Origin of the sequence: Desulfuromonas soudanensis (assembly GCF_001278055.1) — a bacterium.
GTDB classification, from domain to species: Bacteria; Desulfobacterota; Desulfuromonadia; order Desulfuromonadales; family WTL; genus Deferrimonas; species Deferrimonas soudanensis.
This window is the reverse complement of the sequence record NZ_CP010802.1, coordinates 2,148,753-2,170,561: the sequence shown is the minus strand read 5'-3', so window position 1 is coordinate 2,170,561 and position 21,809 is coordinate 2,148,753. Positions and strand designations below refer to the sequence as shown.

15 protein-coding genes and 1 tRNA gene are annotated in these 21,809 nt (G+C 60.8%); 14 read left to right on the top strand and 2 right to left on the bottom strand.

Features of this window, described 5'->3' with window-relative positions; translation table 11 throughout:
* Positions 1 to 221: 221 nt before the first annotated feature.
* The gene (locus tag DSOUD_RS09855; protein ID WP_157671828.1) at positions 222 to 1,883 is read left to right on the top strand and encodes an Rqc2 family fibronectin-binding protein; all 1,662 of its coding nucleotides are present in this window, start codon (positions 222 to 224) and stop codon (positions 1,881 to 1,883) included.
* Here DSOUD_RS09855 and DSOUD_RS09850 read toward each other — a convergent pair.
* Positions 1,873 to 2,784: a proline dehydrogenase family protein gene (locus DSOUD_RS09850; RefSeq protein ID WP_053550847.1), complete on the bottom strand. Its 912-nt coding sequence runs from the start codon at positions 2,782 to 2,784 to the stop codon at positions 1,873 to 1,875. The two genes, DSOUD_RS09855 and DSOUD_RS09850, sit on opposite strands and share 11 nt — an antisense overlap.
* Before the next feature lie 171 nt (positions 2,785 to 2,955).
* On the opposite strand from DSOUD_RS09850, the gene DSOUD_RS09845 reads away from it, so the two are divergent.
* The 10 genes from DSOUD_RS09845 to DSOUD_RS09800 all read left to right on the top strand — a co-directional run bounded on the left by DSOUD_RS09845 (position 2,956) and on the right by DSOUD_RS09800 (position 17,356).
* Positions 2,956 to 3,042 (top strand) — tRNA-Leu (locus DSOUD_RS09845).
* A 528-nt stretch (positions 3,043 to 3,570) separates the two neighbouring features.
* Positions 3,571 to 4,947 (top strand): OmpP1/FadL family transporter, encoded by a 1,377-nt coding sequence (locus DSOUD_RS09840; RefSeq protein WP_082351189.1) that lies wholly within the window; start codon positions 3,571 to 3,573, stop codon positions 4,945 to 4,947.
* Positions 4,948 to 5,180: 233 nt separating this feature from the next.
* Positions 5,181 to 7,007 (top strand): AMP-dependent synthetase/ligase, encoded by a 1,827-nt coding sequence (locus tag DSOUD_RS09835; protein ID WP_053550845.1) that lies wholly within the window; start codon positions 5,181 to 5,183, stop codon positions 7,005 to 7,007.
* Complete coding sequence (locus DSOUD_RS09830) at positions 7,004 to 9,391, top strand: 3-hydroxyacyl-CoA dehydrogenase/enoyl-CoA hydratase family protein (RefSeq protein ID WP_053550844.1); 2,388 nt, start codon at positions 7,004 to 7,006, stop codon at positions 9,389 to 9,391. The genes DSOUD_RS09835 and DSOUD_RS09830 overlap by 4 nt, the downstream gene beginning before the upstream one ends.
* 43 nt (positions 9,392 to 9,434) lie before the next feature.
* Positions 9,435 to 10,607: an acetyl-CoA C-acyltransferase gene (locus DSOUD_RS09825; RefSeq protein WP_053550843.1), complete on the top strand. Its 1,173-nt coding sequence runs from the start codon at positions 9,435 to 9,437 to the stop codon at positions 10,605 to 10,607.
* Between the two features lie 80 nt (positions 10,608 to 10,687).
* Complete coding sequence (locus DSOUD_RS09820) at positions 10,688 to 12,466, top strand: acyl-CoA dehydrogenase family protein (protein ID WP_053552358.1); 1,779 nt, start codon at positions 10,688 to 10,690, stop codon at positions 12,464 to 12,466.
* A gap of 74 nt (positions 12,467 to 12,540) precedes the next feature.
* Entirely contained in the window at positions 12,541 to 13,476 is a 936-nt protein-coding gene (locus DSOUD_RS09815; protein ID WP_053550842.1) for an MBL fold metallo-hydrolase, read from the top strand.
* 21 nt (positions 13,477 to 13,497) lie between these two features.
* Positions 13,498 to 15,501 carry an oxidoreductase gene (locus DSOUD_RS09810; protein ID WP_053550841.1) on the top strand — a complete coding sequence of 668 codons (2,004 nt, stop codon included), beginning with the start codon at positions 13,498 to 13,500 and terminating at the stop codon, positions 15,499 to 15,501.
* 53 nt (positions 15,502 to 15,554) lie between these two features.
* Entirely contained in the window at positions 15,555 to 16,112 is a 558-nt protein-coding gene (locus tag DSOUD_RS09805) for a chalcone isomerase family protein (protein ID WP_053550840.1), read from the top strand.
* Between the two features lie 74 nt (positions 16,113 to 16,186).
* Positions 16,187 to 17,356 carry a 4Fe-4S dicluster domain-containing protein gene (locus DSOUD_RS09800; RefSeq protein WP_053550839.1) on the top strand — a complete coding sequence of 390 codons (1,170 nt, stop codon included), beginning with the start codon at positions 16,187 to 16,189 and terminating at the stop codon, positions 17,354 to 17,356.
* Positions 17,357 to 17,365: 9 nt separating this feature from the next.
* Here the strand turns inward: DSOUD_RS09800 and DSOUD_RS09795 are convergent, their stop codons facing one another.
* Positions 17,366 to 17,782 (bottom strand): helix-turn-helix domain-containing protein, encoded by a 417-nt coding sequence (locus tag DSOUD_RS09795; RefSeq protein WP_053550838.1) that lies wholly within the window; start codon positions 17,780 to 17,782, stop codon positions 17,366 to 17,368.
* Between the two features lie 181 nt (positions 17,783 to 17,963).
* Between DSOUD_RS09795 and DSOUD_RS09790 the strand changes: the two genes are divergently transcribed.
* From DSOUD_RS09790 to DSOUD_RS09780, 3 genes are read left to right on the top strand one after another with little or no spacing between them, the layout of a single operon-like run.
* Positions 17,964 to 19,949, top strand: a complete 1,986-nt coding sequence (locus DSOUD_RS09790) for a heterodisulfide reductase-related iron-sulfur binding cluster (RefSeq protein WP_053550837.1) — start codon at positions 17,964 to 17,966, stop codon at positions 19,947 to 19,949.
* A 50-nt stretch (positions 19,950 to 19,999) separates the two neighbouring features.
* Positions 20,000 to 20,770, top strand: a complete 771-nt coding sequence (locus tag DSOUD_RS09785) for an electron transfer flavoprotein subunit beta/FixA family protein (RefSeq protein WP_053550836.1) — start codon at positions 20,000 to 20,002, stop codon at positions 20,768 to 20,770.
* A gap of 10 nt (positions 20,771 to 20,780) precedes the next feature.
* Complete coding sequence (locus tag DSOUD_RS09780; protein WP_053550835.1) at positions 20,781 to 21,695, top strand: electron transfer flavoprotein subunit alpha/FixB family protein; 915 nt, start codon at positions 20,781 to 20,783, stop codon at positions 21,693 to 21,695.
* Positions 21,696 to 21,809 lie beyond the last annotated feature (114 nt).

The window sequence follows — 21,809 nt, the reverse complement described above, 5'->3', positions numbered from 1 at the left end:
TGGTGAATTGATCGTAGGGAAACAGTAGTTGGTTGCTCAAGTATAAAGAATGATATCTCTAGCAGTTTGCACCAATACTGTCAACAATAACCTCGGGAGTTTTCCTCTTCATCCTAAGGTGCTAAAAATATATTATATTTTGAAGTATAGCAGAAGGACGATGGACCGGTGACGAAAAAGTTGGATTGCGGCGCCGCCCCGATTCGGTTACTCTTCCCCCCATGTCCATGGACCCTTTCACCATCGAAGCCGTCGTCCGCCAGTTGCGAAAGCTCCTCCCCGGAGCCGCCGTCGGCAAGATTCACCAGCCCGGTCCCCATGACCTGATTCTGCGTCTCTGGACCGGCCGGGGAAACCTGCGCCTGCTCATCTCCGCCGCGCCGCGGGCCAGCCGCATTCATCTCACTACGGAAGTCTACCCCAATCCCCAGGCGCCTCCAAGGTTCTGTCAACTCCTGCGCTCCCGTCTCGGTCGTCTGCTTGAAATCGAGCGGGTTCCCGGCGAGCGCATCGTCCGTCTCGTCTTTGCCGACAGCGAAAACCGTTTCTGGACCTTGGTTGCCGAACTTCTCGGACCCCGCGCCAACCTTATCCTCCTCGATCCCTCGGGACGCATCGTCGACGCCCTGCTGCGCGTCGAAGGGGAGGGGCGAACGATCCTCCCCGGAAAACCCTATCTTCCCCCCGAACCGTTGCTGCGATCCGACCTTCAGGAAGGAGTGCCGCCAATCCCCGCCGACGTGCCGCTGCGAGCCTGGCTCCTCCAGACGGTGACGCCGATGACCGAGCTGCTGGCCGCCGACATCGAGGCCGCCGTTGACGCCGGAGAGGAAGCGCAGGAGGCCCTTGAAAAGCTGCGCCGCCGCTATCTGAATTTCGATTTTTCACCCTGCGTCGGCCTCTGGCAGGAGAAAAGCATACTGAGCGCCCTGACGCCCGAGCATCTGTCTCTCGAAAGCCTGCAGACCTTTGCCGATGTCTCGCGGGCAGCCGACGCTTTTTACGCCGAGGCGGGGGGGGAGGAACTGTTCGGGGGAGGGAAGGAGGCGCTGGAGCGGATCGTCCGCAAGGGGTTGCAGCGGCTGGAAAAACGCCTGGCCAACATCGAGGCCGAGGAGAGTAAGGCCAGGGGGTTCGTCCGCCAACGGGAACTCGGCGACCTTCTTCTGGCCAATATCCATCGCCTGCGGCGGGGACTTGCCGAGGTCGTCCTCGACGACTGGTACGCCGACCCGCCGGTCCCGGTGACGGTCCCCCTCGATCCGGCGCTCTCGCCCCAGGAAAACGCCGAATGCTACTTTCGTCGCCATCGCAAGGGGAAGAGGGGTCTGGAGCACATCGAGCGCCGGCGCGGCGAGACCCTCGCCGAGAGCCAGTGGCTGGAGGGGGTCCTCCTCGGACTCGACGAAGCCGAGGAGGAGGGGGAGATCGAGGCGATCCGGGAGGAGTTGGTGGCGGCCAGGCTCCTCCAGAAGCGCCCCGGTCCGCCGGTGCGCAACCGCCCGGCCCTCGCCGAAACCGCCGTGCGCCAGGCAATCACCCCCGGAGGCTACACCCTGTTCTGGGGGCGCAACAATCGCAGCAACGACCACGTCAGCCGGACGTTGACCCGCCCCGACGACCTGTGGTTCCACGCAGCCAACATGCCCGGCTGCCATCTGGTTCTCCGGCGCAAAGGGGAGGGGGGCGACGTCCCCGAGGCCGACGTTCTCTTCGCCGCCGCCATCGCCGCCGCCCATTCCCGGGGGAAGGACGCCGGAAAGGTCGAGGTCATGGTGGCCGAGGGGAAGTGGGTGCGAAAACCGAAGGGGGCCCGGCCGGGGCTGGTGACCGTGGAGCATTACCGCACGGTGGTGGTGCGGCCGCAGACGATTAGTTCCTGAGGTGGCGCAGCAGAAACCACAGGTTGGCCGGGCGTTCGGCGAGGCGGCGCATGAAGTAGCCGTACCAGTCGCTGCCGTAGGGGAGATAGATCCGCACCCGGTACCCCTGGTCCCGGAGCTTCTCCTGGAGGTCGCGACGGATGCCGTAAAGCATCTGGAATTCGAACTCCTCGGGAGCGCGGCCGTAGATGAAGGCCATGTCGATGGCGTAGTCGATGAGGAGATCTTCGTGGGTGGCGATCGCCGGGCGATAGCCGTCCCGAAACAGGGATTCGGTGAGGCGCATGAAGTAGAGCGTTATCTCCTCCCGGCGTTGAAAGGCAAGGTCTGAAGGTTCCAGATAGGCCCCCTTGACCAGCCGCACGGAGATCCCCCTGCGGTTCAATGTCTCGATATCGGCGCTGCTGCGCTTGAGGGCGGACTGAATTACCGTGCCGATGACGGGGAGGTCTTCATGAACCCGCTGCACCATCGCCAGCGTCCCGGAAGTCAAATTCGACCCCTCCATGTCGACCCGCACGAAGCGCCCTGCCGCTGCCGCCCGTTGGCAGATCATCCGCAGGTTCTCTTCCGCCAGCCCTTCATCGATCAGAACCCCGAGGTGCGAGAGCTTCACCGAAAGCCCGAGATCCAGCTTGGCTACCGCCGCCGCTTCGACCGCTGCCGCCTGCTCTTCCGCCGCCAGTCGCGCTTCCTCGGACCTCGTCACCTCTTCGCCAAGATAGTCGAGGGTGACCTTGAACCCCTCCCGGTTAAGCTCGGCGGCCACCCGGAGAGCCTCGTCTCTGCTTTCCCCGGCGACAAAGCGGCTTGCCGCCCGTCGCGCCCAGGGATTGACCTTCAGGAACCTTTCGAAGTTCTTGCATCGGGAGAGATAGCGTAGGGGTTGGCGCAGGATCATGGCGGAACCTCGGAGACGCCGGAGTGGGTGCGGGCGGGGAATCTAAGCCCCTGTCAATACGTTACCTTCCGTGCAGGGCAAGTCAACGACGGCGGCAACGGAGAAAACCATTGCTCCGTGTTTTTTTGTTGCAATGTCGATTTTCATTTGTTATAAACACCCTCGCTTCTTGCCGAAGTGGTGGAATTGGTAGACACGCTAGGTTCAGGGTCTAGTGTCCGTAGGGACGTGGGAGTTCGAGTCTCCCCTTCGGCACCATGAGATTGAAAGGGCTGCAATCCGTCAGGATTGCAGCCCTTTTTCTTTTTCGTCCTGGTTTGGCTGCCGCGGCCCTGAGGAGATCGTCTCTCGGCGAAACAACTCCGGCGTATCGTCATTTTTGTCCCTCCTGTCCAAACCGCGAAAACTTCCCGATCCCTGCCGTTCCCCTCCCATCTGCTCCTTTGCTGGTACCCTTCCTTCCGCCTATTTTCCGGTGTCGTCCTCTGTCCAATTTGTAGAAAAGAATTAAATTCGTCTGGTCCCTAATGAAACAATGTTTGTCATATCAATATCTTGAATTGCCTTAATTTTTAACCATGTGGAGACTATTTGTCCGTGTGAAAATATGCGCTCAATGATAAAACAAATAATGTTCTAAAAATGGTTGACTTGAACGTAAGCGGTGGGTATAAGTGTCAGGGACAGGATGAGGGTGTTTCAAGGGGTCGGGACTGTGAGGCCATGGGCGGTTTTGGGGTGGACGGATATTTGAGTGCGCGGTAGGAACCTACAAAGGAGTGGGCTATGAAAGTGGTACAGAGGGTAGTTGCGACTTGTTGTCTGGTTTTGGGGATGGCTTCGCCGGTCTTTTCATCGGGGTTTGCAATTGTCGAGCAGAGCGTCAGCGGTCTGGGAACCGCATTTTCTGGGGCGGCCGCCGTCGCCGAGGATGCATCGACCCTCTTCTTCAATCCGGCAGGACTCACCCGGCTGAAGGGTCAGGAGGCCGTTTTGGGACTGCATTACATCAAACCCAAAACGGAGTTCAGCGACAACGGCTCGTCGCTGTCGCCCGCTCTCACCGGAGGGGCTTTTGTGGCCCTGTCGGGGAGCGAAGGCGGCGACGGCGGGGAGGATGCATTTGTCCCTAATGTCTATTACGCGGCGAATATGGACAATGGCTGGGCTTTTGGCATCGGGGTCAATGCCCCCTTCGGGCTGGCGACGGAATACGCCGATGGCTGGCAGGGGCGTTACCACGCCCTGCGTTCCGAGGTGAAAACGGTGAACATCAATCCGTCACTGGCCTACAAAGTCAATGACCATCTGAGCCTGGGTGCCGGTTTCAATGCCCAAAAATTGACCGCCGAACTGAGCAACGCCATCGATTTCGGATCGATTGCGACGGCTCTCTCGGGGGGCGCCCTGGGCACTCCCCAGGGTTCCGACGGCAGGGTTGTCCTTGATGCGGACGACTGGGCTTACGGATACAATCTCGGCCTTCTTGTCGAGGCCAATGAGAACACGCGATTGGGCCTGGCTTACCGTTCGCGGATGGAATATACCGCCAAGGGGTCGGCCGACTTTACCGTTCCAACAGCGGTTACTTCTTTGCCGGGTGGGGTAGGGGGCGGTATCGCAGCCACTTTTGCCGACAGCGGCGCCAAGGCCGACATAACCCTGCCGGACACCCTCTCCGCCAGCGTGTATCATCGGTTCACGGACCGCCTGGCGCTCATGGCCGACGTCACCTGGACGAACTGGAGCGTATTTAATGAACTGCGGGTGCAATTCGACAATCCGCTCAAGGGCGATTCCGTCACCTCCTACAACTGGAACGACAGCTGGCGCTATTCCCTGGGAGGGAGCTACGATGCCAGTGAGAGCCTGACCCTCCGCGCCGGGGTGGCCTTTGACGAAACGCCGATTCCCGATGCCGAAAACCGCACCCCGCGCATCCCCGGCGAGGACCGTTTCTGGACTTCCGTCGGCGCCTGTTACCGCTTTTCCGAGAACCTCAAGGCCGATTTTGCCTATGCGCACCTTTTCGTCTCCGACAGCAAGATTGATCGGCAGGCGGGGGTCGATCCGAACGGAGAAAATTTCTTCGCCGGGACCCTCGTCGGCGAATTCGAGAACGCTGTCGATATCGCCAGCATTCAACTCGCCTATAATTTCTGACCGGTAGAAGGGGAGGTGGGTGGCGTTCCGCCTTGAAAACGGCGGACTCACCCACCTCCTGTAAATATTGAAACATCCATGGGCGGCCCAGGCCTTTTAAGCCATGTATTCAAATGAGCGGGGCGGGCCCGGGGAAAGTTTTCGAATATCGTAGAATAGTGTTTTAGATTTGACTTGACGTGAACGTAAAAGTTAGATATAAAACGAACAACCTGCTGAAAAAGGGGAAGAGGATGAGCGAGCTGCCGTACAAATCGATTCCTGAAATGCTCAAGGCCAATGCGGCCAGGTTTGCCGGGCAGACCGCTGTCAGCTACAAGAAGGGCGGGGAGTGGATTTCCCTGAGCTACGAACATCTGTACGAGCGGGTCCTGATGGCCGCCCGCGGTTTGAAAAAGGCCGGCGTCCAGCCGGGAGATCGCGTCGCCATCTTCTCCGAGAACCGAGGCGGCTGGGCGATTTCCGACCTGGGCATCCAGATGGTGCGCGCGATCACCGTGCCGATTTACGCCACCAATACGGCCGCGCAGGCCGCTTACGTCATCAACCATTCCGAGGCGAAAATAGTCTTTGTTTCAACGCGGGTTCAGTATCAAAAGCTCCTGAGTGTCCGGGATCAGATTCCCGACGTCGAGCTGATCGTCTCCTATGAGCGTTTCATGGGCGACAAGGCCCTGCCGGTCTACACCCTCTTTCAGCTGTCGGAAATTTCCTATCCTCTGACCGAGAGCGAACAGCAGGAAATCGAGGCGGAAAGCGAGAAAATTTCTTCCGAGGACTTGCTCACCATTATCTACACCTCGGGGACGACGGGGGTTCCCAAGGGGGTCATGCTGACCCAGGCCAATATGATTGCCGACGCCTGGTACGGGGTGAAGCAGCTTGGAGGAATGGAGAGTTCCGAAGTATTTCTCAGCTTTTTGCCCCTCAGCCACGTTCTCGAGCGCACCGCCGGCTATCATGCCGCCCTCATGTACGGCTGTCATGTGGCTTTTGCCGAGAGCGTCGACAAGGTAGTGGAGAATATTCTTGAGGTCCGGCCGACGACCATGGTCAGCGTGCCGAGGCTCTTCGAGAAGATCTACTCGCGCATCTACGAAAACGTCCACCAGATGAACCCCTTCAAGCGCAAACTTTTTCATCAGGCGGTGGAGATCGGCCGCCAATACGTCTATTGCCGATACGTGCATCGTCAACCGGTCGGTCTGCTGGGGATCAAATATCGCTTGGCTGATCGCCTGGTTTTCCGCGCCATCCGCCAGCGTTTCGGCGGCCGCCTGCGTTTTTTCATCTCCGGCGGCGCTCCGCTCGACAAAACGATCAACGAGTTCATGTGGATTATCGGCATCCCGACTTTCGAGGGGTACGGGTTGACCGAGACCAGCCCCGCCGTTACCCTGAACAATATCGATGAAGTACGCTTTGGTTCCGTCGGTCGGCCTCTGGAGAAAACCGAGGTGAAACTGGCCGAGGATGGCGAACTTCTGGTCAAGGGTCCCCAGGTCATGCGGGGTTATTACAAGAACCCCGAAGAGACGGAAAAAACGATGACCGGCGGCTGGCTGCTCACCGGGGATATCGCAAAAATCGATGGGGACGGTTTTGTCTATATTGTTGACCGCAAAAAGGAGATCATTGTCACGTCCGGAGGCAAGAACATCGCACCGCAGCCGATGGAAAATGAACTCAAGCTCGACAAGTACATCTCCCAGGCCTTTGTCTACGGCGACAGCCGGCCGTACCTGGTGGCGATCCTGACGCCCAACCTCGAGCGTTTGCTCGAACTGGCCCACCAGCAGAACCTGAGTTATTTCGACATGGAGGATCTCGTCTCCCACTCCCGGGTCAGGGCACTCTTTGCCGAGCGCATCGCCCTGGTCAACGGGAAGCTCCCTTCCTACGAAACGATCAAAAAATTCGTGCTCATTGCCCGGGACTTCTCTGTCGAAGGCGGAGAGCTGACACCGACCATGAAGCTCAAGAGAAAAGTCATTTACGAAACGTACCGGGACAAAATTGAAAAACTCTATCTCGAAAATGGAAACGGAGGAAAAGGATGAGGCTAATCAAACGGGTCGCAGTACTCGGCGCCGGTGTCATGGGCGCCACCATCGGCGCGCACCTGGCCAATGCCGGCCTGGAGGTCGAACTTCTCGATATCGTGCCGCGCGAACTGACCGAGGAGGAGGCCGCCAAGGGGCTCTCCCTGGAGAGCCCCCCGGTGCGCAACCGCATCGCCCAGGCAGGGCTTGAGGGCCTGCTGAAGATGAAGCCGGCACCCCTCTATCTCAAGGAGTACGCAGGGCAGATCCGGGTCGGCAATTTCGACGACGACATGGCGCGGCTCAAGGAGTGCGATTGGGTGGTCGAGGTGGTCATCGAGCACATGCCGATCAAGAAGTCGCTGCTGGCCAAAGTCCTGCCGCATCTGGCTCCGGGCGCCATCCTCTCCACCAATACCAGCGGCCTGTCGGTCAACGAGATGGCCGAGGCCTTGCCCCTCGAGGTGCGCAAAAACTTTCTCGTCACGCACTTTTTCAATCCACCGCGCTACATGCGCCTGCTGGAAATCGTCCCCTGTACCGACACCGATCCGGCGGTCATCTCGGGGATGGCCGATTTCATCAGCCGGCGTCTCGGCAAGGGGATCGTCTACGGCAAGGACACGCCCAACTTCATCGCCAACCGCATCGGTGTCTACGCCATCTTCAAGGGGCTCGAGCACATGGTCGAGATGGGGATGACCGTCGAGGAGGTCGACAGCGTCGCCGGTCCGGCCACCGCCCGTCCCAAGAGCGCCGCCTTCCGCACCGCCGATCTGGTCGGTCTCGACACCCTGGTGCATGTCGGCAACAACTCCTATGATCTCCTCCCCGAGGACGAGGAGCGGGAGGTCTTCAAGGTCCCCGACTTCATGACCCGCATGATCGAGAAGGGGCTCCTCGGCAACAAGACCCGCAAGGGTTTTTACCAGAAGGAGAAGAGCGGAGAGCAGAACCAGGTCTTCTTCTACGATTACACCAGCGGCGAGTACCTGCCGGCACAGAAACCGAAATATCCCTCGGTGCTGGCGGTCAAGCAGATCGACGACCCGGCGCAGCGGGTCAGGATGATGGTCGGCGGGTCCGACAAGGGGGCAGAATTTGCCTGGAAGAGCCTGCGGGACACCCTGATCTACACCGTCAATCGCATTCCCGAGATCGCCGACGACGTGGTGAATGTCGACAACGCCATGAAGTGGGGGTTCAACTGGGAGATCGGTCCCTTCGAGATGCTCGATGCCATCGGCGTGGCCTCCTTCGTCAAGCGGAGCGAAAAGGACGGTGTGGCCGTTCCCGAGGCCCTGAAGCAGGTCGAGTCGTTTTACCGCCTCAGTGACGAAGGAACCAGGGAGTACTACGATCTCCTCTCCGGGGCCTACCGGCCGGTGCCGGTCAAGACGGGGGAAATCCATCTGGAGATTCTCAAGCGCACGGGAGGGGTGGTGGAGAAGAACGGCAACTGTTCGCTGGTGGATCTCGGCGACGGTGTCTTCGGCTTCGAGTTCCACTCCAAGATGAATGCCATCACCGGCGACATCCTGGCCATGACCCACAAGGCGGTCAAGCGTGCCGAGGAGGAAGGGGTCGGCCTGGTGATCGGCAATCAGGGGGCCAACTTCTCCGTCGGTGCCAACCTGATGATGCTCGCCGTTGCCCTGGCCGAAGGGGCCTACGAGGATATCGACATGACGGTGCGCGCCTTCCAGAAGGCAACCATGGCCATCAAATTCGCCAAGGTCCCGGTGGTGGCGGCGCCTTTCAACATGACCCTCGGTGGCGGCTGCGAGTACGCTCTGCATTCCGCCGCCATCAACGCCTACGCTGAAACCTATATGGGGCTGGTGGAGATCGGGGTCGGCCTTCTGCCCGCCGGCGGCGGCACCAAGGAGATGTGCCTGCGGGCCGTCGCCCTGGCGCGCAAGTACGACACCGACGTATCTCCCTTTGTCTTCAAGTATTTCCAGCAGATCGGCATGGCCAAGGTCTCCATGGGCGCCGCCGAGTTGCAGGGGATGGGGTATATGCGGGAAGGGGACAGTATCACCATGAATATCGATCGGCTGATCGCCGATGCCAAGCAGAAGGTGCTGGCCCTGGCCGTGAACTATCGGCCGAAGCAGAAGGAGGAAAACGTCCCGGCGCCCGGTCGCAGCGTTGCCGCCAGCATCAAAAGCCAGCTCTGGAACATGAAGATGGGCGGCTTCGTCACCGAGTACGAAGCAGAGATGGGCGGCGTCATCGCCGGGATCATCACCGGCGGCGACGTGCCGGCGGGGACGCCGATCAGCGAGGATTACCTCCTTGAGCTCGAAAGGGAGGGCTTCCTCGGCCTCTGCGGCAACAAAAAGACCGCCGAGCGGGTTCAACACATGTTGAAGACGGGCAAACCGCTACGCAACTAGATGCCGATTTCCTGACAAATCAAAGTCATTACGGAGGAGTGAGATGAATACAGCCTATATTCTGGCGGCTTACAGAACCCCCGGTTGCCGGGCCCAAAAAGGGAAGTTCAAAAACATGCGCCCCGACGATCTGGCCGCGGCGGCCCTGCAGGGGCTCATGGAGCGCACCGGCATCGACAGGGCGCTGGTCGAGGACGTGATTCTCGGCTGCGCTTTTCCCGAGGGGGAACAGGGGATGAACGTCGCCCGGGTGGCGGCGATGAAGGCCGGGTTTCCCTACCAGGTGCCAGCGCAGACGGTCAACCGTTTCTGCTCCTCGGGACTGCAGGCCATCGCCATGGCCTCCGAGCGGATCATGGCGGGGTTTGCCGACTGCATCATCGCCGGCGGCACCGAGTCGATGACCACGGTCCCCATGGGGGGGAACAAGTACAGCGCCAATCCGTCGCTTATGGCCGCGTGGCCCGAGTCCTTCGCCTCCATGGGGATCACCGCCGAACTGGTGGCCGAGAAGTACGGCATCAACCGGCAGGACCAGGATGCCTTTGCCGCCGCCAGTCATCAAAAGGCGGCCGCCGCCATCGAATCCGGCCGCTTTGGCGAGGAGATTATCCCCGTCGAGATCGAAAAGACCGTGATCGTCGGCGGCAAGATCAGGAAGGAGAGCGAACTGGTTGAGATTGACGACGGCGTCCGCGCCGATACCACCGTCGAGGGGCTCTCCCGCCTCAAGCCGGCCTTCAAGCTCGGCGGGACGGTGACCGCCGGCAACTCCTCCCAGATGACCGACGGCGCCGCCGCGGTGCTGGTCGTCTCCGAGGCTTTTCTCAAGAAGATCGGCAAGGACCCGCTCGCCCGTTTTCTGGCCTTCGCCGTCAAGGGCGTCCCCCCGGAGCTGATGGGTATCGGTCCGATCGAAGCCATTCCGGCCGCCCTCAAAATGGCGGGGCTCAAACAGGAGGATCTGGGCCTTATCGAACTCAACGAGGCCTTTGCCGCCCAGTCCCTGGCGGTGATCCGGGAGCTGGGGCTCAACCCGGACATCATCAATGTCAACGGCGGGGCCATCGCCCTCGGCCACCCCCTCGGTTGCACCGGCGCCAAGCTGACGGCAACGCTCCTCTCCGAGATGGGACGGCGCAGCACCCGGTACGGCATGGTCTCCATGTGCATCGGTGGCGGCATGGGCGCCGCCGGCATTTTCGAGAGACTTTAGGAACATTGCTCCTTTATATCCCCCCCATGGGCGGGGCTTGAGGAGGGTGCATTATGGCGACAAGGAGAAACGAGATGAAAATGGACAGAAAAATTCTCAAGGGCGGCGAATATCTGATTACCGAGGTCCCTTGCCAGGACGTCTTCACACCGGAGGACTTCACCGATGAACAGCGGCAGATCGGCGAGACGACCGAGGCGTTCGTCAAAAACGAAATTCTCCCCCATGTGGAGGAGATCGAGAATCAGAACTTCGTCCGGGTGGTCGAAGGGTTGAAAAAATGCGGCGAGCTGGGGCTGCTGATGATCGACACCCCTGAGGAGTACGGCGGTCTTGAGCTGGACAAGGCGACCAGCATGCTGGTCGCTGAAAAGATCGCCGCCTCCGGCTCCTTCTCCGTGGCTTTTTCCGCCCACTCGGGAATCGGGACTCTTCCCCTGATATATTACGGCACCGAAGCGCAGAAGGCGCAGTACCTGGAGAAAATCATCACCGGCGAGTGGGCGGCCGCCTACTGCCTGACCGAACCGGGCTCGGGTTCCGATGCCCTCGGCGCCAGGGCGACGGCGATCCTCTCCGCGGACGGCAGCCACTACCTGCTCAACGGCACCAAACAGTTCATCACCAACGGCGGGTTCGCCGAACTCTTCACCGTCTTCGCCAAGGTTGACAAGGAGCACTTTACCGCCTTCCTGGTCGAGAAGAGTTTCGAAGGGTTGCAGGTCGGCGCCGAGGAGAAGAAGCTCGGCATCAAGGGTTCTTCAACGACGCAGATCATCCTCGACAACTGCAAGGTGCCGGTGGAAAACGTCCTCGGCGAGATCGGCAAGGGGCACAAGATCGCTTTCAACGTCCTCAACATCGGGCGCTTCAAGCTCGGCGCCGGCGTGACCGGTGCCGCCAAGATGGCCCTGGTCGAAGGGGTCAAATACGCCAACGAACGCAAGCAGTTCAATGCGCAGATCAGCTCCTTCGGCGCCATCCAGGAGAAGATCGCCGATCTCACCGCCGGCATTTTTGCCTCCGAGTCCCTCGTCTATCGCCTGGCCGGTCTCCTTGACACCAAGCTCTCGACCCTGGACAAATCCGTCGGCAACTACTACGAGGAATACCTGAAGGCCATCGAGGAGTACGCCCCCGAGTGCGCCATCTCCAAGGTCTACTGCAGTGAGGTCCTGGCCGACGTCGTCGACGAGGTCCTTCAGATTCACGGCGGATACGGCTACGTCAGCGAGTATCCCGCCGAGCGTTTCTACCGCGACGAACGCATCAACCGCATCTTCGAGGGGACCAACGAAGTCAACCGCCTCCTCATCCCCGGCATGATCCTGCGCAAGGCGATGAAAGGGGAACTCCCCCTGCAGCGCGAGGCGATGAAGGCCTTCGAGCAGCTCATGACTCCTTCCTTCGAGGCGATCGACCAAAGCCAGCCCTTCGCCCGGGAGAAATCCCTGATCGGCAATCTCAAGACCGTCTTCCTGATCCTTTCCGGCGCCGCCATTCAGAAATACATGGACAAGCTGGAAAAGGAGCAGGAAATTCTCATGGCGGCCGCCGACCTGGCCATCCAGATCTTTGCCCTCGAAAGCGCGGTGCTGCGTTGCGAAAAGGTGCACGCCAAGGCGAGTGCGCGCAAGAAGGAGCTCCTCGAGGCCGTCGCCAGGGTCTGCGCCTTCGATGCCAGCGAGAAGTTCGCAACAGCCGCCCGCAAGGGGGCCTTCTATGTGGAAGAGGGCGATACCCTGACCATGATCCTGAGCGGCATCAGGCGCTTCACCAAGTTCGAAGCCACCGGCCTCCTCCAGGCCAAGAGAACCCTGGCCGCCGCCGCGATCGAGGACGAAAAATACATCTTTTAAGGGGATGGAGGGCGGGGGGGATGACCAGGGGAAGAGGGCAGAACATCGGCGGTATGGAAGTGACGGGCACTTGAATGCAAATACATACCGTGAATACCCCCTACATGGTGGGGGAGGTTCATTTCTATTCCAGGGAGATCGACGGCGAGCTGGTCCTTTTCGACACCGGTCCGCCCGGAGAGGAAACGCGGGATGTCCTGCGCCGGCAGGTCGATCTCGGGCGCCTGAAGCACGTCTTCATCACCCACTGTCATGTGGACCATTACGGTCAGGTCCGGTTCCTTGCCGAGAACACCGACGCCAGGATTCATCTGCCGTTCAAGGACGACCTGAAACTGCGCCGCCACGACGAACGACTCGGCTGCATCGAGAACCTCCTCGAGGGGATGGGTTTCGACCGAGGCACCATAGCCGGACTGCGCAGCATCGTGGACAGCAGTCTTCTCTTTCCCGGCGTTCCGGAGCGCTACGGCATCTCCGAGGAGTCGGATATCCCGGCCGGGCTCGGCATCGAAGTCCTCGGCTGCCCCGGGCACTCCCAGAGCGATCTGGTCTATCTGGTCGACGGCTACGCCATCACCGGCGATGTCCTCCTCCGGGAGACCTTTCAGGCGCCTTTGCTCGACATGGATCTCGAAAGGGGAGGGCGCTTCGGCAACTACCAGGCCTATTGCGACAGCCTGCAAAAGCTCAGATACCTGCGCGGTTATACGATCCTACCGGGACACCGCCATCCCGTGGAGGGGCTGGAGGAGACGGTCCTCTTTTACGTCGGCAAACTGCTTGAGCGCGCCGGTCGGATCCGGCTCCTCCCCGGGGGGCTCTCTGTCAAGGAGCAGATCGGGGCGCTGTTCGGCGACACCTTGACCGACCCCTTTACACTCTACCTCAAGGCATCGGAGGTGCTGTTCATGACTGATTTTCTCGCCGATCCCGGACGCCTGAAGGGGTCCCTTGAGGCCTTCGGACTCTACGGCGAGGTTCAATCGCGGTTTGAAGGGGTGCTCTGAACCCCGATTCAGGAGAATGCCATGCCCGACCCCTTGTTCGAACCAATCTTCATCAACGGCCTTGAGATCAAGAACCGGATCCTCATGCCGGCCATGCACCTCAACATGTGCCGCAATTACGAGGTGAGCGACCGCCTTGTCGATTTTTATTCAGAGCGGGCCCGCGGGGGCGTGGGAATGATCACCGTCGGGTATGCCTCCGTCGACGAACTCTCCGCCCACCCGGCCCACATCGGCGCCCATCGGGACGAGTACATTCCCGGACTGACTCGCCTCGCCGCGGCGATCCGCGAGGGAGGCGCCCGCGCCTCGGTGCAGATCAACCACGCCGGGCGTTACAACCACTCCTTTTTCCTCTTGGGAAAAAAGCCGGTGGCCCCTTCGGCCGTCCCTTCCCGGCTCACCGGCGAGACGCCGCGCGCCCTGGAACTCGATGAGATCGGGGAGATCATCCAGAATTTCGCCGCTGCCGCCGCCCGGGTCAAAGAGGCGGGATTCGACGCCGTCGAGGTCCTCTGCGGCACCGGCTATCTGATCAGCGAATTCCTCTCCCCCGTCACCAATCACCGCACCGACCACTACGGCGGCTCCCTGGAAAACCGCATGCGTTTTGCCGTCGAGGTCCTCGAGGCTGTGCGCCGGGCCGTCGGGTCCGATTTTCCCCTCCTGGTGCGCCTCAACGGCAACGATTTCATGCCCGGGGGGATCGGGCGAAAGGACCTGCAGAAATTCGCCGTCCAAATGGCCGAAAGCGGCGCCGATGCCTTAAGCGTCAATGTCGGATGGCACGAGGCGCCAATTCCCCAGATCGTGACCAAGGTCCCCCGGGGGGTCTTCGGTTACCTGGCCCGGGGAATCCGGGATCTGGTGTCGGTGCCGGTGATCGCCAGTCACCGCATCAACGACCCGGCCACGGCCCGGGAGATGATCGCTCTCGGGGAGTGCGACCTGGTGGCCATGGGACGGGCACTCATCGCCGACCCGTATCTCCCCCTCAAGGCGCTGGAAGGGCGCGAGGACCAGATCGTCCACTGCGTCGCCTGCGGACAGGGGTGCTTCGACAACCTGTTCAAGATGAAGGCCGTCGAGTGTCTCTGCAATCCGCGGGCGGGGTTCGAGGCGAAGACCGCTGCCTGTCGTGCCGAAAAGGGGCGCAGGGTCCTGGTCATCGGCGGCGGCGCCGCGGGGATGAGCGCCGCCCTGGCGGCGGCCGAATCGGGGCACGACGTCGTCCTCGCCGAAGGAAAAAGCCGTCTCGGCGGACAGCTCTGCCTCGCCGGCGCCCCTCCCGGGCGGGAAGAGTTCGCCCGGCTGGCCATCGACCTCTCGGCCCAGGTAGCGGCGAGTCCGGTCTGCGTCAGGCTCGACACCGAAGTCGACGAGGCCTTTATCGAGGCAGTACAGCCCGACGCCGTGATCCTGGCGACCGGAGGCGAACCGATCGCTCTGCCTCTCCCCGGAGCCGATCTCCCCCACGTCGTCCAGGCCTGGGACGTCCTTTCAGGGAAGGTTCGCGCCGGGCGCCGGGTGGCCATTATCGGCGGCGGCGCCGTCGGGGTCGAGACGGCTCTGGCCCTGGCCGAGGAAGGGACCCTGTCGGCGGAGGCCCTCAAATTTCTCCTTATCCACGGAGCCGAGAGCGCCGAGGATCTGTTGGAACTGGCCACGCACGGCCGGTGCGAGGTCGTTCTGGTGGAGATGCTCAAGGAACTGGGAACCAATTTCGGCAAGACCACCCGCTGGGGGATGCTGCAGGACCTCAAGCGTTTCGGCGTACAGTCCCATGTCGCCAGCAGGGTGATTGAAATCATTCCTGAGGGGATCTGCATCGAAAAGGACGGCGAAAGGATGAAGATTGCCGCCGATACCGTCGTCATGGCCGTCGGAACCCGATCCTCCTCCGCTCTCAAGGAGGTCCTCCGGAAGCGGGGGATCGTCGGTCAGGTCGTCGGGGATGCGGATAAGCCGGGGATGATCATCGATGCCGTTCACCGGGGATTTGCGGCGGGGCGAAGCGTTGTCTGAGTCGTCTTGAATTTTTAACAAGTTCGGGCGCAGTGCCCGGAGGGAGGATGAAAATGAAACGGATTTTGCTCGCGGCTCTGGTGCTGATGTTGATGGCGGGAGACCTCTGGGCCCTGGAAGTGAAGGGAGTGCCGATCGATCCAGCGGTTACCCTTCAGGGGCAGACTCTGGAACTCAACGGCGTCGGGACCAGAAAGAAGTTCTTCATGGCGATCTACGTCGGCTCTCTTTACACGGCCAAAAAGGTGTCGAGCGGAGAGGAGGCTGCGATGGATGCCGGCGGAAAGCTCATCCGCATGAACTTCCTCTACGACAAACTCGACCGGCAGAAGATCGTGGAATCCTTTGCCGAGGGGCTTGCCGCCAACTCCCCCGACCTTCAGGGGTCGGAGGACGTCACCCGGTTCCTCTCCTGGTTCAGCAAGGATTTCGTCCGCGGGGACGTGGTCGACCTGGAACTGGACGGCGACGGAACGGTCAGCGCCCGGCACAATGGGGCTCTCCTGGGACGCTTGAAATCCCCGGCTCTGGCCCGGGGGGTCCTCCTTATCTATCTGGGGAAAAAGCCGGCCGACGACGACCTGAAGTCTGGTATGCTCGGGCAGGACTGAATCCCGAAGGTCGCATCGCGCAGGGAAACTCCTGGAGGCAAACCGAAGCAAGGGGAGAGGAGGAAAGGGAGGACATGGGACACCATATCGGCTCCAAAGAGAGTATCGTGCCGCTGATCGATCGCCTCAACAGGTACCCCGTCGGGCTGCCGGACAGCGAGAAGTTGCGCGAGATCCTCGGTCTCCTTTTTGAGGAACGGGAGGCCTACGTCGCGTCGCGCTTCCCCCTCGAGGAGGCCACCCTCTCCGAGCTCTGCCGCCTGACGAAGATCGATCAAGAGGCGTTGCTGCCGATCCTCGAGACGATGGCCGACAAGGGACTGGTCATGGATCTCCCCTATGGCGGAAAGACCTACTATCTGCTGATGCCGGGGCTGATCGGTTTTTTCGAATTCACCTTCATGAAGAATCGCACCGATCTGCCGCTGGAAAAAATCGCCCGGCTGATGACGGAGTACCTGTTCGAAAACCCTCACCAGGGGATGGCCAGGGAGTTCTTCGGCAGCAGGACGCCCTTGACCCGCTCCCTCGTCTACGAGGAGCACATCCCGGTGAGTTCCGAGATCACCACCTACGAAAACGCCCGGGAGATCATCCGGCAGGCGGGTTTCGGAGCGGTCGGTCTCTGCTACTGCCGCCACAAGAAGGAGCATCTCGGCGAGACCTGCCGCAAGGGGGCGCCGGTGGAGGAGATCTGCATCTCCCTGGGGACGGCGGCCAAGTTCATGGTGCGCAGGGGATTTGCCGAACCGAGGACGACCGAAGAGCTGCTGGCGGTCCTCGATTCGGCCAGGGAACAACACCTCACCCATGTCACCGACAACATCCGCCAGAAACCCTCCTTTATCTGCAACTGCTGTTCCTGTTGCTGCGAACTGCTGGCCGGCGTGCAGGCCGGATACCGCGAGGGGATCGCCAAAACGCCCTATGTCGCCGTCCTCGACGCCGGTTCATGCAGCGCTTGCGGCCTTTGCCTCGAAGCGTGCAACGTGGCTGCGATCGGGGATGTCGAAGGGGAGGGGGGACGCACGATGGTGATCGATGACACGATTTGTCTGGGGTGCGGGGCCTGCATCTCCTCCTGCCGCCGTCAGGCTCTCTCCCTTGGAAAACGGGAAAAGAGGCCCCTGCCGCCGAAGACGCGCCAAGACCTCTTTGTCCGTATCCTGAAGGAGAAACGCCGCCTTGTGCCCTACCTGGTCAGCGGTGTGAAGAAAAAGGTGCGAAGAATCTTTTTGCCGTAAGACGAGGCGTCAACTCGTCGCGGCCTGGTCCTTGAGGATATTGAGGATGCGACTGCGGTAGTCGACAATCTCCTTGCGCAAGGACGAGAGACTTGAGATCTTTTCGTCGACCTTGTGGATGTGCAGGTCGAGGATTTCCAGGAGCCGCGGAGTGATCCTGCCGAAGTTTTTGTAGCTGTCGTAACTTTCGTCGTAATTTTCGGCGAGTTCCTGCATCTCCTTGAGAGAAATGCCGAGGTCCTTCATCTTGAGAATGAACTTGAGGCGGAGAATATCCTCCCGGTTGTACATCCGCGTACCGCCACCGAGTCTCTCGGGTGGGCCCATGAGGCCGATTTCCTCGTAATAGCGGATCGTTCTGGTGGTGATGCCGAGCCTTTTGGCCAGCTCGCCGATTTGAACCAAATCCTCAGGGGTGGCGTTCATATTGTGTCCTTTACGTAAGGTTTTGTAAAAACAATTAGCACCATTCCAAATCGTTGTCAAAACAAATATCCTCTTTAAAAACAATTACATTTTACCCTTAAGCCGTCTTCATATAATAGCGTTATATTTTAACTTGACCTTTACGTAAAATAAAAATATAAAAGAACCACGGAGGTCCTCGATGGAATTCGCCAGGGAAATTTATTGGAACATCGGCCACGACGCAATCGTTCTGCTCCCCATGTATCTGCTGAGCCTGGCGGCCATGGCGGTCGCCGGCTGGGGCTTCTGGCAGCGCATCAGGGTTTACCGCCAGGGGAAGCCGGCGGATCGCACCACCGATCCGGCCGGGCGCCTTGCACTCCTCCTCCGGGATGCCCTCGGACAGGTCAAGGTTTTGCACGTCCCCGGCGCCGGGACCGCCCACGCCCTCTTCTTCTGGGGGTTCGCTCTCCTTTTCATCGGCACCCTCCTGATCATGGCCCAGGCCGACTTCACCGATCCCCTCTTCGGCCTTCGCTTCCTCAAGGGGAACTTCTACAAGGCCTTCTCCCTGACCCTTGATCTGGCCGGGGCCGTCTCCATTCTTATGCTCCTCGGACTGCTGGTGCGCCGCTTCATCGTGCGTCCGGCGGGACTGGAGACGAAGAGAGACGATGTTGTCATGCACGCCCTGTTGTTGCTGATCCTGGTGACGGGCTTTGTGATCGAAGGGGCGCGCATGGCCGTCACCGAACTCGGCACCCCCCTGGCGTCCTGGTCGCCGGTGGGGCTCATCTTCGCCCAATCTTTCGCCGGCTTCGGCGAGGAGGGGCTCAGGACCCTGCATGCCGGCACCTGGTGGCTGCACTTCGCCCTGGTTCTCGGTTTCATCGGTCTGATCCCCTTCACCAAGTTCCGCCATATCTTCACCACTCCGGCCAACTATTTCCTGCTCGATAACGGCCCCAAGGGGAGGCTTTCGACCCTCGATCTGGAAGACGAGGCGGCCGAGAGTTTCGGTGCCGCGCATGTCAGCAATCTGAGCTGGAAGGATATCTTCGACGCCGATGCCTGCACCCAGTGCAAGAGGTGCCAGGACCGCTGTCCGGCCCATAACACCGACAAGCCCCTCTCCCCCATGAAGATCGTCAACCAGATCGGCGAACTGGCCTTCGCTCGCCCGCAGGATTCGCTCATCGATACCTGCCAGAAGGAGGCCCTCTGGGCCTGCACCACCTGTCTGGCCTGCCAGGATATCTGTCCGGCGAGCATCGAGCACGTCAGCAAGATCGTCGACATGCGCCGCCACCTGGTGCTGATGGAAGGGGAGTTCCCCGGCGAAGAGGTGATGGGTGCAGTGGACGCTCTGGAGGTCAACGGCAATCCCCTGGGGATGGGGTACGCCTCCCGCGGCGACTGGGCCGCCGGTTTGCCGGTCGTCACCCTGGCCGAGGACGCCGAGGTCGATATCCTTTATTTCGTCGGCTGCTACGCCTCCTTCGACAAGCGCAATCAGGCCGTGGCCAGAAGTTTCGTCCAGCTCTGCGCCGCCGCCGGGGTCAAGGTCGGCATTCTCGGCAAGGAGGAGAAGTGCTGCGGCGAGCCGGTGCGCAAGCTCGGCAACGAGTACCTCTATCAGAGCCTGGCCGCAGGGAACATGGAGCAGATGCAGAACTACGGCGTGAAGAAAGTCGTGACGACCTGTCCGCACTGCTTCAATACCCTGGCCAGGGACTATCGCGATCTCGGTTTCGAACTTGAGGTGGAGCACTACACGGTCTTTCTCGAGGGTCTGGTGAAGAGCGGGCGGCTCAAGCTGAGGCCCGAACCGTTCAGCGCCACCTATCACGACAGCTGCACCCTGGGACGCTACAATGACATCTACGGCTCGCCCCGGGCCCTCCTCGAGATGGCCGGCTGTGAGCTTGTGGAAATGGACAAAAACCGGGCCGAGAGCTTCTGCTGCGGCGCCGGCGGCGGGCGGATTCTCGCCGAGGAAAAGCTCGGCAGCCGTATCAGTGTCAAGCGGGTGCAGATGGCGGCGGCAACGGCGGCCCCGATGCTGGTCTCCAACTGCCCCTTCTGTCTGACCATGTTCGAGGACGGGGTGAAAGGCGCCGAGCTCGATGGCCGGCTGATCGCCAGGGATCTGGCCGAGCTTCTCGCCGCGAGGATTCAGGCTTAAAAACATCCCTTTCCCCATCGATGAGTCCATTCCTGCCGTGGAGGTGAAATATGAAAATTCTCGTGTGCATCAAACAGGTTCCGGACATGGAATCGAAGTTCCGAATCAACGGCGCCGGCACCTGGTATGACGAGTCGGATCTGGCCTGGCGGATCAACGAATACGACGAGTACGCCGTCGAGCAGGGGGTGCGCCTCAAGGAGCAGGTCGCCGACGCCGAGCTGGTCGTTCTCTCCATCGGTCCCGACCGGGTGAAGGAGGTGATCAAAAAGGCGCTGGCCATGGGGGGAGATCGCGGCGTGCATGTCAAGGACGATGCCGCCTTCGCGAAGGATTCCTTCGAAATCGCCTCCATCGTTGCCGAGTACGCCCAAAAGGAGTCCTTCGACGTTATCTTTACCGGCATGCAGTCCCAGGACCGCGCCTCGGCGCAGGTCGGCGTTTATCTGGCCGAAATGCTCGGCCTCCCCAGCGTCAGCACCATCGTCGATTTTTCCTACGCCGACGGGACCGTCACCGCCAGCCGCGAGCTCGAAGGGGGCCTCAAGGCGGTGGTGAAGGTGGCGACGCCGGCCCTTTTCACCTGTCAGCTCGGGCTCAATACCCCGCGATATCCCACCCTACCCAACATCATGAAGGCCAAGAAGAAGGAGCTCCTGACCGTCGAGGTGGCGGAGCTTCTCAAGGTCGATGAGCGGGTCGAAACCTCCCGGGTCTATTTCCCCGAGAGGAAGGGGGGGGGACTCGTTCTCGAAGGGGACGTCGGCGAGATGGCCGACCGGCTCATCGCCCTCCTCAAGGAAAAGACGACGGTACTCTAAGGAGACGACTATGAAGACTCTACTGGTGGGTGAATATCGAAAAGGGCAATTGCGCGACAGCTGCTATGAACTGATCGCCTTTGCCGAAAAACTCGGCGCCGATTCGACCCTCTTCCTGGTCGGCTCCCCGACGGACCTCCCTCGCACCGACGGCACGCTCTATCTGGCAGATGTGGCAAAATACGGGGAATTCAATCCCGAGGCCCATAAACAGCTCCTCCTCGACGTGGTGGCCCGGGAGCAGCCCGACGCCGTCGTCTTCTCCCACTCCTCCTACGGCTGGGATCTGGCGCCGCGCCTCGCCCTGGCGCTCAAGGCCGCCCAGATCTCCGAGGTGGTCGATGTGGTCGACGGCTCCTTCGTGGTTCCTTCCTGCAATTCCAAGCTCCGCCGGGAGGTGAAGGCCAAAACTGCCGTGAGCGTGATCACCGTGCAGGTCGGGGCCTTCAATCCCGGAGAGCCGTCCGGCACCCCGACGGTGGTGGCGCTGGACACGGACGCTGTCGGTTCTCTGGAGTTCGTCGGCTACGAAACGGCCGAAAAGGGCGGTGTCGATCTGACCAAGGCGGAGATCATCGTCAGCGCCGGGCGCGGCATCGGCAAAAAGGACAACGTGGAACTGATTGCCCGGCTGGCCGAGGCCCTGGGCGGAGAGTATGCCGCCAGTCGCCCGGTGGTCGATGCCGAATGGGTCGAGCACAACCGACAGGTGGGGAGCACCGGCCAGTCCGTTTCGCCGAAGCTCTACCTGGCCTGCGGCATTTCCGGGGCGGTTCAGCACCTGGCGGGGATGAAGCGATCGGAGTATGTGGTGGCGATCAATACCGACCGGGACGCTCCCATCGGCGAGGTGGCCGATGTCCTGGTCGTCGCCGACCTTCTCCAGTTCGTCCCCGTGCTGACGGAGAAAATCAAGGCCCTTTGAGGACTGGATCGTCTAACATTCGACTTTTCCAGTGGATATGACCTCGGAGAAGAGGTTGCAGAAGGAGTCTGGCGGCGCGATTGTTTCTTGTCAGGCTCCTTCTCTTCTGTTAGA